The organism is Sphingobacterium gobiense (genome assembly GCF_002980575.1).
GTDB classification, from domain to species: Bacteria; Bacteroidota; Bacteroidia; order Sphingobacteriales; family Sphingobacteriaceae; genus Sphingobacterium; species Sphingobacterium gobiense.
Genome location: NZ_PVBS01000001.1, coordinates 383,900 through 398,428 on the forward strand (window position 1 = coordinate 383,900; position 14,529 = coordinate 398,428).

A 14,529-nucleotide genomic window follows, 5' to 3' on the forward strand; every position below is an offset into this window, starting at 1 on the left:
TATCTTATTGCAATTTTATAGTATTCCTACATCCGGGATAATTTGTACATCCGAGAAAGTCACCGAATTTTCCACTTCTTTTAATCATGAAGCCACTTTGGCACTTTGAACATAGAATTTTGTCCTGCAAAATTTCAATATGTTTAAAAGTCTGATTACAAATTGGGTAATTTGAGCAACCTAAAAATTGCGAGCCAGTAGACGTGTTCTTTCTAATTACGAGCTTACCTGTTTTACAGTAAGGGCATTCAGTACTGTTTAGTTCACCATCATCAGTCGACGTTAACAAATAATTGTTGTCTTTTAGAAGCTCTTCTACAAATAAAGAAGCATCTGAGGGCGTAAGTAATACCACTTCATTTCTTGTTCTCGTCAGTGCCACATAGAACAATCGACGTTCCTCTGCAAATCTGTATTCTTCGTTGTCACTGAGCAATAGCGATAGGATAGGGTCATCTGTCATTTTGTTCGGGAAACCGAGCAAATGGTTTTTGAGCTTTAACACGATAACATTATCAGCCTCCGTACCTTTTGACCTGTGTACAGTTAAAAATTTAATGTCAATTTCTTCAAACCCCTTTACCTCCAATTTGCCTGTTTGTTCATAATATTTCACCCTGTTATCCGGCGTTAGTGCAATTAAATCATGGATATCAAAGGTGTGCCTTCCCAGAACTAAGACAGATTTGGAGCCATATTTACTGACGAGATATTCTAACTCCTTTATGAAAACATCTGTTATATCGGCTTCATCGTAATGAACAAATTTTATAGGGCTGTCCAATTGCTCTTTCATCGATTTCGGGCTCTTCAAAATCTGTCTTGGGTTCTTCTTAATGTACTTTGAACTGATGTCGATAAGCGATTGTGAGTTTCTATAGGTTTGTTCGATCAATAACTGCTCATACTTCCCCACATATTTTCCGAAGTTACTAAATAGTGAAATATCGCTACCTGCAAAGCGGTAAATCGACTGCCAATCGTCACCCACGCAAATTAGCCTAGCACCAGATAGGTTCCGGATCTCCATAATTAAATTAAACCTCGAAAAAGAAATGTCCTGATATTCATCGATGATGATGTACCTATAACCGTATTTCGGATTGTTATTCTTTATGAGATCCGTAGCGAGATTTACCATGTCGTTAAAATCAATCTCATTTCGATCTCTCAGCGTCTCATCATATTTTTGTAGAATTGGCAAAGCAAATTGCAGGAAGAGTTCTTGGCGTTCGTACATAAAATCGTTTTGGATTGTACGTTTATCCGAAAACAACTTAGATAGGTCACGGTGGTTTAGCCTTCTGGATTTGCTTAAGTTGATAAAGCTTTCAATGAGCTTCATTATTTCTTTGCCAAAATTTTTGTCATTATTTGAGACCTTAGTATAGATATTTTTGGTATCCCTCGGTTTGAAGGCAACATCCTCAGCCTCCAACATTTCTTGTAGCTTTTGCAATAGAACGTTGTCCCTGTTATAATAGGAGTATGTTTCTATTAGTTTGGTGTTGTATGTTTTGTGGGTTTCTCTTTTTACGAGCATATCCTCAACATATTTTTGCTCGTTAAATGGTTTCAGCCATTGCGCACGGTTGTGCTCATCGACACCGAAATGCTCGAGATAAATATCATAATCCGTGAGATAGAAGTCGGGTCTATACATTACATCTCCATGAGGGTAGGGGTGTTCATATTGATAGTTGATGCCATTCAGGTAAAGAAAATTTGCAATCATAAGTTCTTCAACACTCTTTACCCGCTCGCCTTGTATAGTATCATGCTTAGCTTTTGACACCATGTTCAATGACTCGCATTTTGATTTTAATGTCTGGAAGTCAATTCCTTTCTCCGTATCTATCTTTTCACCAAGCGAGTCGTAATTATCATATTCTTCCGGAATATTCATATAGCATGCCACATACTGAATAAATGCCTGCAGTGCTTCGTTGTTTTCCAGTATGCCGGTTTGTAAATATTCCTTGATTACTCCGGCAATTGTATTTTCATTCGTAACTGCAGGAATATCCGAACGGTGATTCTTTATTGTATCATATCCAAGTTTATGAAATGTAGTTGCTCTGGTGCCAATTCCAATTCTGATTAATCGTTCATTTAGCTCTTCAACGGTCTTTTTGGTAAAAGACAATAGTAAAATGTCATCTGGGCAGATACCTTTCTGTTCGATAAGGTATTGAACTTTAGCAAGAATAGTTAACGTTTTGCCTGAACCAGCACCCGCAATTATTAAATTTGAATACTCATCGGTAATTACTGCGGTACGTTGCTGCCTGTCAAGCCTTTTTCCTTCTATATTGGCAAAATATGCTTGCAGTCTTTTCTTTTGCGTATTGACATAGTCGTGGTTATACCGAGCAATATAGTTGTCAAAATCTTCAAATATTTCATTAAAATTTTTGACAGTTACGTCTTTCTTGTAATAATTGGTTTTATTTTTAAAGAATTGTCCGGCGGAGGCATATCTGGATTTTATCTGATTACGTTGTATCCACGTGACGTAATCGTTTAATGAGCGGATTACGTTCATAAACTCTGTGATTGCCTTCAGATTTTTTAGATATAAGGGGTTTTCATATTTCTTCTTCTCTTTTAGTAATATGTATGAAACCAGGATAATTAGTATTGAGATTGAGACGATGATAGGTAACTCCATGTTTACTCTTTTATCGAATATTTTTTCTCACGTAGTTTGAATGCAATATTTCCCCCTTCCAATACCTCACAAACGTGTTCTCGTGTTCCTTGGCATTCAAGAATTTCATCTCTATCCCCAATACGTGGAAAAGTATGCTCTAGACTACCGCTAACATACTGAAATTTTTTCTCGCCATTATTGACGTTCTTTTCTCCGTGTTGATTGGCACAAATGATTAATTCGCTATCTGCTCCAACAACAATATTTGGATTATGCGTTGCGACAATTACCTGCCTAAGCTTTTTCTTATTCCGTAGGTACAAGACAAGGTTGTTGTAAATTGCTCGGTTATCCAAATCATCTTCCGGTTGGTCGATTAAAATTGGACAGTTTTTATCACTAAAGTCTAAAAGCAATTTAAGTACTACAAATGCTTTTTTGCCATCAGACATCTTCCTGAAGTCATCACCTTCATATTCTATATCATGGCTGAGGCTAAAGAAATTTGTTGAGAGTAAAGCAGATACCAGACTTTGACCGTCATAGCCACCCTTTAAGGTTAATTGTTTGTTTTCTAATTTTTCAAACAGATTAAGTTGGTGTTTTTCGAATCCATCAAAATCATCGTAGCTATACTCTGCTAAATCTCTATTTGCGAAACCTTGTAAGTTTAAGCCGGAATACAAAAGACTCTTATATTGCTCTGCTTCAAATTTATATTTTGTTTTAATAGCTAAGCCATCTTGATGATCTGAAAGGTTTGCTAAAAGATCTGTAATCTTTTCATAAAATGATTTATGAGCTACAATAATCTTCTTCTTTGTTTCACTCGCCTGATTTTTAAGACTAGCAATTTCGGACAACAAGGTCGTTATTTCAAACAATTTGTCTGTTTGAATTTTAATTTTAGCTTCATACTCGGACAGCTGAGAATTGTGTTTGTATGCTTGAAGAACTTTCAAATAAACTTCATCTATTTCAAGCTCTGAAATTTTTTGAAACGATGATTTTTTGCTTTCCTCTCCGAAAGCTAATAACCTTTCCAATTCATCTATCCATTTCTTTTGCGCATCGGCCTTAATAGCACTTAGGGAAGTCGAAAGCTGATTTTTCACTTTTTCAGATAAGGATGTTAACTCATAATCGAGATTTTCTTTAAGTATACTAATCGATTTCAGTTTTTCAATTAATCCAGTCTCCCTGCCAATAAATTGTATCTGTTGATTTGAGGTAAGAATAGAAGATTTCACTACGTCATAGTGTGTTTTTTCTTCATCTGTTATCGCTGTGACAGAAAGTTTTTGCAATTCTTCCTTAAGCTTTGCAATTTCGTCATCTATACCTTTTTTGTCGCCCTTATCTCTAGCTTTATTTTCCTTTTCATGAATATCTCCTAGCAGTGTAAAATAATCACTTACGTAACTGGCTATATTCTTAGAATTATCAATTGAAAATCGTCTATACTCATCAAGAATTGATTCTTTACCTTTTTGAACCAATATGTCATTTACAATTTTATTAAGTTGAGATTCATCTCGAGCGATTTTATGCATGTACCCTTGCTCAAAATATTCAACTTCTCGGTTATTCTCTTCTTGACCGTCCTTCCAAATGACCTTTATCGTGTCAGATATTGATTGCACATATTTTTGATAGTCTTCATCCGAGAACTCAACGGTCCTTGTTGTTTTTACTTTTGTTGCGATAGCCCCCAACAAAACAGATTTTCCAGATGACCTGCCACCAATAATGGAATTAAGGTTTTGATTTAAATGGAGGTTATTGTTAAAAATTGAATTATTATCAATTTCTATATGGTCGATTATTTGATACCCTGCTTTTTCTTCAGGCTTATTCGCTTGAATTAGTACCCTATCTTCAGGCTCATAAATAACTTGCTTCAATCCTTCAAAGTTAGGGTCTGCTTTTATCCAACAAAATCTATTCATATCTGGAATACATATTAGTTTTCCATCTCTGGAGCCGTGATAATCGGAACCGTGCAAACATGGCTTAAGGTTTCCGTACTTCTGTCTTATTATCTCTTTACTATCTACACTATTTCCAAGAAAATAAATTCTATCATTAGGTTGAGAAGAGAAGATAAAGTGTACACCTGAATAAATTATTTCACGAATACCTTGAATATCTTTAATACCTGAAGCACCATCACCACTATTATTTGAAACTCCGATTAGTATGTTTTCCCTTACTTTGGCTGCTAAACCATTATAAGTTTCAAAGAACTTGTCGTAACTAATCGCAAACTCATTCAATCCTTTTTTAAAAGCCTCTTCTTCACTATAATTAGCATTAGCTTTTCTACCAAGTCGAATTAAGTCATCTTTTTTACAGGTTAATTTATCCGGACCGAATTCAAACTTGTACAAAAACCTTTCTATTTCATCTACACTTAAAACCTCGGTGTTAGGGATTATATGAAGATTAATCTTTCTATTATCGCTTGTTACGGGTGTTATTCTTAGCTCAATATTTGGTAATATTAAATCAAATTGGGGTAACTCATGAACTCGCGACAATACTAACTTATATCCATCCATAGAGAAATAGTCGGTGATACCTAAAACTGTAATATCATTTACATTTTTAAGTTCATCAATAAAGCGATTTTGTTTGTCGTGTAAATCACTTCCCTCATACTGGTCATTTTTTGCACACGTATATTTACTTGGTGCATGAAAATGTAGATCCCATTTTCGCCATTCGGATCCTTTATGATATTTATTAATATGTTCACTCATAATTTTATTCCCAAAAATCCTCTAAATTTTGCATGTCCATACCTAGTTATACATGATCAAATCAAGCCGCATTTCCCCTCTGCCTCGTCCTTGCATCGCCATTCTTGCCAATCGCCCAGTATAGGAGCCACCCCAGAAGGCTACCCAATACAATAATCAGTATCCAGAGCGAGCGCTGGTAAGTGGTTAAATTTTTATTGGTAACAGCATGATACAAAGTGTACACAAACGCTATTAATAACGGAAGGGCAATAAATGCCATTTCGGTTGCGCCGACATTCAAAAAAAGTAAGTTCATATTATTTTTGTTAGGTGGGAATCATTTTAACACTTACTTATAGTCCTCGTTTGCCGAACTTTCACCACGATCTCTCAGTGCCGCTGCGATCTGTCTCAAAGTCTCATTTCGCTCGCGCAGCGCAGCAGTCTGATCCCGCTTGGCATCAAGGTATCGATCTAGAAGGGTAGAGAGTACCCTATACAACCCATAAAGTACAATGGCGATAAATCCTGCCCAAACAACGTAAACGAATAATATTCCGATGGAAAACATATTTTTAGGTTTTTAATTTTGTCATCTATAAAGGTTAATCTTTCAGCTTCCTCAGGGCTGCCTCGTATTGCCGCTGGCTGTTCAGTTTGATTTTTGAAAATCTTTTCTTCACTAATGTCCCGATGGCCAGATCTAATGCTAATTCGATTTTTGTTAACTCGTCAATTTTTATTGTTTCATCTTCTTCTTCTATAATATAGTTAAGTCTTTGGGAAGTAAGTCCGGTCAATTTACTTAGCTCCTTTTTAGGAAGCCGTTCATAATAATACTGATCCGTTAAAATTTCACCAAGCTTGGTTAACTCTACGGACTTCTGAATTGGCGTGACCCCGGAAAAGTATTCTTCGCCAAAAATTTCATAAACAAACTTTTCATGGTCTTTCTTGAACAGTAACTTAAGTTTGACAAACTGTTCAACTTTTAGACTGTCATGCTTCTGATTACTCATATTACTAAGTACAGGTGTTGATATACTAGTCCATGCATGAATTTGTCTATTAGAATATCCTGATTCAGCGATAGCTTTCGCTAGATTTTCCTTCCAACTCATCAAATTTTTAAATTTCTATATTTTTATTTTTGATAAAACGTAAATTATTTTTATCTTTGTTTTGTACTAAAAGCGAATAAGTTATGTGGCTTATTTAAGCCGCTTATACGATGTTTTGCTCGCCCACGTTCCGCCAGAATAAACTCGCGAGTTAAGCCTTGAGTTCGCCTATTAACTGGATTTCTCATATCTTTACTATATGTAAGTCCAGTATGGCGTCCTCTTGATAAACTTGGGAGTCTCATATCCTTTGGATATGGGCGGTCTGGCGGCCGAAAAGTGGCCAAGCTAAAAGAGGTTCGTCTACTGGCATTTTTGATTTGCCAATAATAGCCCTAGACATTAGCTTGAAGAGCGGCATCGTTCTCATAAACTAGAAGATTATGAAAACGACAATATTTACCACCAAGCAAAACCCACAAGACCCGATCAAGGATCACAGTCACTGGTTTTCCCATTTATTGCTAATAAAGAACGTTAAGCGTTCGCCCGAATAACACCACCGACAAGCAGATCGCAAGGAGAGGAGGCAGTATGCTTTTTGTTAAAACCCCTATGCCTGGTTTGGGGTGAGACCTCATACGTCTCGACAAAAGCAAAAATGCCATCTCAGACTTCGCGTCTGCTACCGACCCCTGATAATCAAAACAAAACGTTTGCACAGGTCAAAAGATCGGTTGTTATTTAAGCGTAGCACCTAAAGTTATCAACTTTTCTATTTCCTTGCAAATAAATTTCCCGTAAAACGGAAATATTGTTTTTCGATAAAATTCTTCGGTCGGTTCTTTTCCCTTGAATGCGGCGATGCAAAACGCACCGTAAAACCATCGTAGAACACCGTGTAATCCGCATTTTTTCGAATTAGTTGTAAATCCGTGCCGCTTGGAGTGTAGGTTTTTCCTGCACGCAAGCGCCACTTTAAAACTTAGAAAAAATGAAAGAATTATGCGAAAGGGGAAGTTATGCCCTTTTTCCAGATCGGTTCCTAAGGTGCGGTCGCCCGAACATCCACGCCAAACCAGCGTGTAGAAGTAAAAAACGACTAACATATCAAGAATTTATGCCATCAGATTATTATACCAGTTATATACCTTTTATAACAGCAACACCGAAGGAGGATTTCATTCCCATTGGTAGCACCAATAGAAAGCAAATAGGAGGGAGGAAGCTACTGTCCACTTCCCGTATAGTATTATATATAGCCGAAACAGTGAAGAACAGAACCATACCTTTTGTGTTGGTATGGTTTTGTGTTTCAATAAGTTCATTGTTTTTAATGGCATTGAAGAACATAAGAATCCTTTGTCTGGGATTCTTATGTGTTTCGTTGAAGAGTTTGTTTTTTAAGGCAACGAAGAACAAAGTAGTCCTTTCTTATGGACTCCTTTGTTTCATGTTGTTTAATCTATCAGACGCCTGGGCGCAGTCCGCGGAATCGCGGACTGCCGAAGGGCAAACCGAGATTAAGCCCTTGCAGATAGGGGATACAATACCCGAGGAACTGTGGAACCTGCCTTTGCAGGTGGTAAACCACCCGGAAGGAAAGGATACGATTACGCTAAATGACTATAGAGATAAGAAGCTGATCATACTGGATTTTTGGGCAACGTGGTGCGGGAGTTGTATAGAGAATATACCTCATATCACTGAATTGCAAAAGAAGTTCGACAATGATTTTGCGGCGATATTCGTTAACTCGAAAAAAGGAGGAGATACTAAGCCAAAAATTGAATCATTCTTAGCAAAGAGGGAGAAATACACAGGCGATAAACTGTTGTTCACGTCAGTGGTGCGAGATACGGCGTTGACGGAATTATTTCCCTACCGCTTTATTCCACATTATGTATGGCTTGTTGATGGAGAGGTGGTGGCCATAACATCTGCCCACGAAGTAAACGAAGAAAACATCCAAGCTGCACTTCTCGGTGTTGCAGAGGACATCCATACGAAGACAGATATAGTCGATTTCGATCCAAAGGAACCGTTGTTCGCGTACCTGCATCAAGAAATGAAAGGCGAGAAATTCTTTCAATCAACGTTTACCGGTTACTTGGAAGGTGCCGGTATATGGTCGGGAAAGAATATCGATGCTAATAGCAAAGTTTGGAGATATTACATTATCAATAAACCGCTGATCGAAATCGTGCAGACAGCTGTTCCAGAAGTTCGTGTCCCCAAAAATAGGTTGATTATAGAGGGAGAGAAAGGTACGGAACGTGTTTTATACGATAGTCTATTTTGCTATGAAATCATTGCAAAGCCGACGACGACCGAACGCATGTTAGATTTTCTCAGAACAGATATAGAACGATATTTTGGGATAGGAGTGAAGAAGGAGACTAGACGACAGGAAGTATGGGTGTTGACAAAGATAGAAGACAATAAGAATTTGAGATCAACAGGAGAAAAGCCAATGTGGCGAATCGATAAAAAAGCAAAAGAAAAGTTCATTCGAAATATGCCTGTTTCAGCCTTAGTTGATGTGCTAAATACGCTTTCCCCGATTCCCGTGGTGGATGAAACGGGTATTACATCACCTATTGATATCGATCTGCCTCGGTCATTACATCAGATCCCGATCTCGGAAAGCAATAGTTACCTCATAAAATATGGTCTGCGATTAGAAAAGGAGGAGCGTGAAACCAAATTTACAATTATTAACCTCTAAAATGATGACGAGTAGAAAGATATTAATCATAGTTTTCCTGTTTCTCGTTTGCGGCAATGGTATAGAAGCACAGACGAAAACGCAGCAGCTGACGCTTGCCGGCAGAGTTGTATCAACTTCAGGCAATGTTCTGGAAGGAGCAAGAGTATATCTACTGAAAAGCAAAATAAGTACATACGCAAAAAAGGACGGAAGGTATGGCTTGACCTCTACAGTCTTGAATGACACACTAAAAGTAGAGAAAATGGGATATAGAACCGTTTCTTTAGCGGTATCTGATATGGCTGATCCGCAAGAGGTGGACATCGTGATGGATAGTGTCTCGTTTGAGATCGAAGGGGTCGAAGTATTCAGCACCGGATACCAAACATTATCCAAGGAGAGAGCCACGGGCTCTTTTGACTATCTGGATGAGGAAACACTCAATCAGCAGGTAGGGACAAATATTCTACAGCGGTTGGATGGGCTTGCAAGTGGTGTGTCCTTTGATACAAAGCCGGGGCAGTCGGGGCAACGGAAATTAGATTTCACGGTACGGGGATTCAGTACGATTGACGGATCGCCCGATCCACTGGTGATTCTCGATAATTTCCCATTTGAAGGGGATATCAATAACATCAATCCAAATGATGTGGAGAGCATTACAGTACTAAAGGATGCCGCAGCCGCTTCTATCTGGGGAGCACGGGCCGGAAACGGGGTAATTGTCATCAATACCAAAAAAGGGCGTTTTGGGCGGCCAACAAAGATCGACGTTGGTGCGAATGTTATCATCGGCAGTAAGCCGGATCTTTTTTCATTACCGCAGATGTCGTCAAGTGACTTTATAGATGTAGAAGAGATGTTGTTTAATAACGGTTTTTATAATCGACTGATCGACGCGAACCCTTCTTACGTAGCCTTGTCTCCCGCAAATGAGATCTTTTTGTTAAGACGGGAAAACAAGATTACTGCGGCTGATTCGGCCTATCGGATAGAGGAGTTGAAACAATGGGATAGCCGTACAGACTATCTGAGGTATTTCTATACAAATCCTGTTATACAGCAGTATTCTCTAGGTGTTTCCGGTGGCGGCCAAACCTATGCCTATTCCATTTCCGGTGCATACGATAAGAGCATACAAGAGACATACGGATTACATGATAAGTTTAACTATCGTATACACAATACATTCAAGCCAATAAGAAATCTGCAGATAGACCTAGGCTTGTATGGTACTGCGAGCAAGGATAAGAATGGTAGACCGGCTTACAATGAAATTAAGGTCACCGGTACGGAAGTGCCGTATCTCAGATTTGCGGATGAATTTGGTAACCCGCTTCCGGTGGCTACCAACTACACACCGAGATATACCGATCATGCCGGAGACGGAAAACTGATGGATTGGAATAATTATCCATTGGAAAATTACAAATATATCGACGCAACAAATAGTATAAACGCTATCGTGGCGAATCTAGGAGTGAGTTATGAGATCAATGACTGGTTAGGAGTTACCGCCCGGTATCAACATGAGCGGCAGGAAAACCGGACAAGAAATCTGGCTGATGAATATGCCTACGGTACAAGGGATATGATCAATAAATTTACCCAGATCAATCCAACCACAGGGGAAGTGACGTATAGTGTACCGCGTGGTGGTATTCTCAATACGACAGGTACGCAGATGAAGTCTCAGAATTTTAGAGGGCAGATTTCTGTAGACAAAGATTGGAGATCGCACAATCTGTCTGGGATAGTAGGGGGAGAGATCAGGCACACGGTAACCGATGGTATCTCTGATACAAAATACGGTTACAACGATAACCCACTTGGGTTTGCTCCTGCAGATTTTGTCAACACGTATCCTACATTTATTCGGGGTACCAGAGAACGTATACCGGTCGGATCGGTTTTTTATGAAGACCTTCATCGTTTTGTTTCGCTATTCACAAATTTTGCATATACCTATAAAGATAGGTACATCGTTTCTGCCAGTGCCAGAAGGGACGCGTCCAATATATTCGGGGTATCAACGAACGACAAATGGACACCACTCTGGTCCGCAGGCTTGGCTTGGGACATCACCAAAGAAGCATTTTTCGAGCAGGCGCTCTTTACACACCTAAAACTGAGAACTTCTTATGGCTATCAAGGAAACGTTGATTTGAGTCGATCTGCTAATACGATCATCAGCTATGCCGGTCGAAACCGGGATACCGATCTGGAACAGGCTAGGGTACTCCAATTGGGTAATCCTTCGTTAAGGTGGGAAAAAATAGGACAGTACAATGTAGGGGTTGATTTTACCTTAAAAGGGAACAGGCTTTCTGGAAGTATAGATATATATCGAAAGCGCGGTGCAGATCTATACGGCCCTGAGGCATTTGATTATACGGGGTGGGGTGCATCCAATGTGATGACTAAAAATGTCGCCGAGATGAGAGGTACTGGATTTGATATTTCTTTGCTTAGCCGGAATATAGATGGCGTATTTAAATGGAGAACACAGGCACTGGTCAATATGAATAAGAGTAAAACGCTCAAATATTATGGCCCTTCGGGATATTCTGGCGGCATGCTAGGAGCCGGTATGATCGTTACGCCATTGGAAGGGAAGCCATTGTACAGCCTGGCAAGTTACCGATGGGCAGGATTAGATAACAGCGGCGATCCACAAGGCTATTTGGACGGCGATCTAAGCAAAGATTACAACGCTATTATTTTGGATGTTAACCGGAATGGCGAAGCGAGCAACTCCATGATCTACCACGGCTCCAGTGTCCCGGAGCACACCGGATCTCTGATCAATACACTCGAATGGAAAGGACTAAGTCTTTCTTTTAATCTCGCCTACAGGTTTGGATATTACTTCAGAAAGCCGACTATCGCCTACATGCAGCTATTCAACAGCGGTAGGATGCATACGGATTTCGCGAAGAGGTGGCAGCAAGCGGGAGACGAGTTGAATACGGATGTTCCCGCGATGGTCTATCCGGCAAACTCCCCTCGGGATCAGCTTTATCTCTGGTCAGAAGCTACCGCTGCAAAAGGAGATCACATCAGGTTGCAATATGTGAATGTCAGTTATAGACCGCCTGCATTTCTTTTAAGCAAGCTGGGGCTTACTGATGTACAGTTGTATAGCAATATCAGCAACCTAGGTTTGATATGGGTAGCAAATAAAGAAGGGCTTGATCCACAATACCCCGGGTCATTGCCGCCATTGAGAACTTATACTATTGGCCTGCGGGCAAAACTATAGAGAACACGAAAATGAAAAATATTTTATATATACATATCATCTTGCTGTGTATGGGAAGCACGGGATGCCAGACATTTCTTGATGAAAAACCGAATAGCCGTGTGGCTATTCCAGAGACGTTGAACGATTTACAGGCCTTGTTGGATAGGTCTGAAAATATGAATGAGCTGAGCCCCGTCTATGGAGAGGCATCGGCTGATGATTACTTTTTGGCAGCCGAAAACTTTGCCCGTGTTGGAATAATTGGACAAGAAGCTTATGTCTGGGAGCAAAGCCCTTATGTTTTTAATAATGACTGGGCGAGATCTTATAATACAGCCAATATTGCGAACATCTGTCTGGATCAACTTGTCAAAATCGACCGAACACCACAAAATGCAACCGCCTGGGACAATGTAAAAGGATCGGCATTGTTTTACCGCGCTTATACTTTTTTAAATCTTTTGTGGATACACGCCAAGGCTTATGATGAAGAAACAGCAACGGAAGACTTGGGAATTGTACTGCGTCTAAATGCTGATTTTAATGAAAAATCTATTCGGGCTAGTGTAGCGGAGAGTTATGGTCAAGTGATACGTGATCTGGAGGAAGCGGTAGATTTATTGCCGCAGCGTCCCCGTCATGTGATGAGACCATCTAAGGTAGCGGCTTTAGGTTTACTTGCACGAACTTATCTTTCTATGCGCGAATACGCTATGGCGTTGGATTATGCAGACAAGTGTTTGGAAATAAAAAGTGACTTGATGGACTATAATGAAATTGACCCTACCTTGATACGACCATTTGTAAGCTTTAACCCGGAAGTAATATTTCATTCTAGCGTTTCAACATTCTTTGTTGTGAACACGCAGCCAAATTATGCATATGTTGATACCGTTCTCTATAGCTATTACGACAATGACGATCTACGGAAGAAGTTGTTTTTTAATTCGGTAGACACATATCACACGTTTAGGGGTAATTACATGAATGGGTTGTTTTCGCACTGGATGTTTACGGGGATCACCACAAGTGAGATGTACTTGGTGCGTGCGGAATGTAAAGCGAGGTCTAATGATATAGAAACCGCTATGAAGGACCTCAATGTGCTACTGGATAAAAGGAGAATTAATACGAAGCCTTATAGGGAACCAACGCCGCAAAACAAGGATGAAGCATTAGAGATTATATTAAAAGAGCGGAGAAAAGAATTATTATTCAGGGGGCTGCGTTGGATAGATATCAAGAGATTGAACAAAGAAGGCGCAGAGATTATTATTACTAGATTCGTTGATGGCACAGAATATAAACTTATGCCAAATGATAACCGTTATGCTTTACCGCTTCCCGCAGATATTGTAGACATTGCAGGTATTCCACAGAATCCTGCTTAAATTTTCTCCAATCCAGATAATGCCTTTTCTGGATTGGAGAATTTGAAAAGATTAATCCGATAATTTATGGATTTCTATTCGATGCAGAGAGGATCATACTGCTACTGGTGTCAGGATTGAGATGCCCCGAAGCATTGACTACTGGCACAGGTTGCGTCAGAATTCGTTCGTTACTGCTATTCGTAGTAGTAAAATCTCCGTCAACTTCGATTAGACAGCCATCATTAGCTCCGCTACACGCTTCGGCGCCTGGATTGTCAGTCTGTTCCCACAAAGTCTCATCTGTTTCCTGACCGGGAGAGCCGTTGAACTTGAAATAATAAGAGTCTGCTTTTTTAGTTTCAACTGGCGTTGTGTTTTTCGCGTCATCCTTCTCCTCTCCATTTCCATTAGGAGCAGCAGATACTGTTCCGATTAAACATAGTGCAAATACCGTAAATGCACCTTTTAGATATTTTATTTTTAATGCTTTCATAGCAAATAACTTAAAATTTTGAATTTGGTTGTATAATTTGTTAGAGGGCATGCCCGTACCGCTAAGAATAGACACCTGCAAGTGCCTGGGGCATTGATCAGCACACCCCGCGGGGAAACGGCGCGTACTTACGCCACCGCCATACTGCAGGACCAAGATGTAAAACTGGGGTTATATGTCTTATACGTGTTTTCATTTCTTCTGTATCAAGCACTGGCGTTTAAGAACCAGTGTCTGATACAAAAGTAGGG

Annotated in this window: 9 protein-coding genes; 3 read left to right on the forward strand and 6 right to left on the reverse strand. The window is 39.6% G+C overall.

All coding sequences use genetic code 11. The features are described 5' to 3' along the window. Nucleotides 1-4: 4 nt before the first annotated feature. The 5 genes from C5749_RS01725 to C5749_RS01745 form a co-directional block, all read right to left on the reverse strand. Nucleotides 5-2,545 (reverse strand): UvrD-helicase domain-containing protein, encoded by a 2,541-nt coding sequence (locus C5749_RS01725; protein WP_181151249.1) that lies wholly within the window; start codon nt 2,543-2,545, stop codon nt 5-7. Between the two features lie 128 nt (nt 2,546-2,673). After that, a complete protein-coding gene (locus C5749_RS01730) occupies nt 2,674-5,415 on the reverse strand; it encodes a TrlF family AAA-like ATPase (protein WP_105722453.1) in 2,742 nt (913 codons plus the stop codon). Between the two features lie 61 nt (nt 5,416-5,476). Beyond that, complete coding sequence (locus C5749_RS01735; RefSeq protein WP_146113648.1) at nt 5,477-5,713, reverse strand: PLDc N-terminal domain-containing protein; 237 nt, start codon at nt 5,711-5,713, stop codon at nt 5,477-5,479. Between the two features lie 33 nt (nt 5,714-5,746). Then, complete coding sequence (locus C5749_RS01740) at nt 5,747-5,968, reverse strand: hypothetical protein (RefSeq protein ID WP_105722457.1); 222 nt, start codon at nt 5,966-5,968, stop codon at nt 5,747-5,749. A 34-nt stretch (nt 5,969-6,002) separates the two neighbouring features. After that, entirely contained in the window at nt 6,003-6,518 is a 516-nt protein-coding gene (locus tag C5749_RS01745) for a hypothetical protein (RefSeq protein ID WP_105722459.1), read from the reverse strand. 934 nt (nt 6,519-7,452) lie between these two features. Between C5749_RS01745 and C5749_RS01755 the strand changes: the two genes are divergently transcribed. Genes C5749_RS01755 through C5749_RS01765 form a run of 3 tightly spaced genes read left to right on the forward strand, consistent with a single transcriptional unit; the run spans nt 7,453 to nt 13,803 of the window. Beyond that, a complete protein-coding gene (locus tag C5749_RS01755) occupies nt 7,453-9,186 on the forward strand; it encodes a redoxin family protein (protein ID WP_105722463.1) in 1,734 nt (577 codons plus the stop codon). 1 nt (nt 9,187) lies between these two features. Then, nucleotides 9,188-12,430, forward strand: coding sequence for a SusC/RagA family TonB-linked outer membrane protein (locus C5749_RS01760; protein ID WP_105722465.1), 3,243 nt, complete (start codon nt 9,188-9,190; stop codon nt 12,428-12,430). Nucleotides 12,431-12,441: 11 nt separating this feature from the next. Continuing rightward, nucleotides 12,442-13,803 carry a RagB/SusD family nutrient uptake outer membrane protein gene (locus C5749_RS01765; protein WP_105722467.1) on the forward strand — a complete coding sequence of 454 codons (1,362 nt, stop codon included), beginning with the start codon at nt 12,442-12,444 and terminating at the stop codon, nt 13,801-13,803. A gap of 64 nt (nt 13,804-13,867) precedes the next feature. Here the strand turns inward: C5749_RS01765 and C5749_RS01770 are convergent, their stop codons facing one another. Next, complete coding sequence (locus tag C5749_RS01770; protein ID WP_146113649.1) at nt 13,868-14,278, reverse strand: hypothetical protein; 411 nt, start codon at nt 14,276-14,278, stop codon at nt 13,868-13,870. Nucleotides 14,279-14,529: the final 251 nt, after the last annotated feature.

Coding starts and splice junctions, on each gene's coding strand:
- C5749_RS01725 (WP_181151249.1), bottom strand. CDS start 2,545: ATGAACGTAATCCGCTCATTAAACGATTACGTCACGTGGATACAACGT.
- C5749_RS01730 (WP_105722453.1), bottom strand. CDS start 5,415: ATGAGTGAACATATTAATAAATATCATAAAGGATCCGAATGGCGAAAA.
- C5749_RS01735 (WP_146113648.1), bottom strand. CDS start 5,713: ATGAACTTACTTTTTTTGAATGTCGGCGCAACCGAAATGGCATTTATT.
- C5749_RS01740 (WP_105722457.1), bottom strand. CDS start 5,968: ATGTTTTCCATCGGAATATTATTCGTTTACGTTGTTTGGGCAGGATTT.
- C5749_RS01745 (WP_105722459.1), bottom strand. CDS start 6,518: ATGAGTTGGAAGGAAAATCTAGCGAAAGCTATCGCTGAATCAGGATAT.
- C5749_RS01755 (WP_105722463.1), top strand. CDS start 7,453: ATGAAAGAATTATGCGAAAGGGGAAGTTATGCCCTTTTTCCAGATCGG.
- C5749_RS01760 (WP_105722465.1), top strand. CDS start 9,188: ATGATGACGAGTAGAAAGATATTAATCATAGTTTTCCTGTTTCTCGTT.
- C5749_RS01765 (WP_105722467.1), top strand. CDS start 12,442: ATGAAAAATATTTTATATATACATATCATCTTGCTGTGTATGGGAAGC.
- C5749_RS01770 (WP_146113649.1), bottom strand. CDS start 14,278: ATGAAAGCATTAAAAATAAAATATCTAAAAGGTGCATTTACGGTATTT.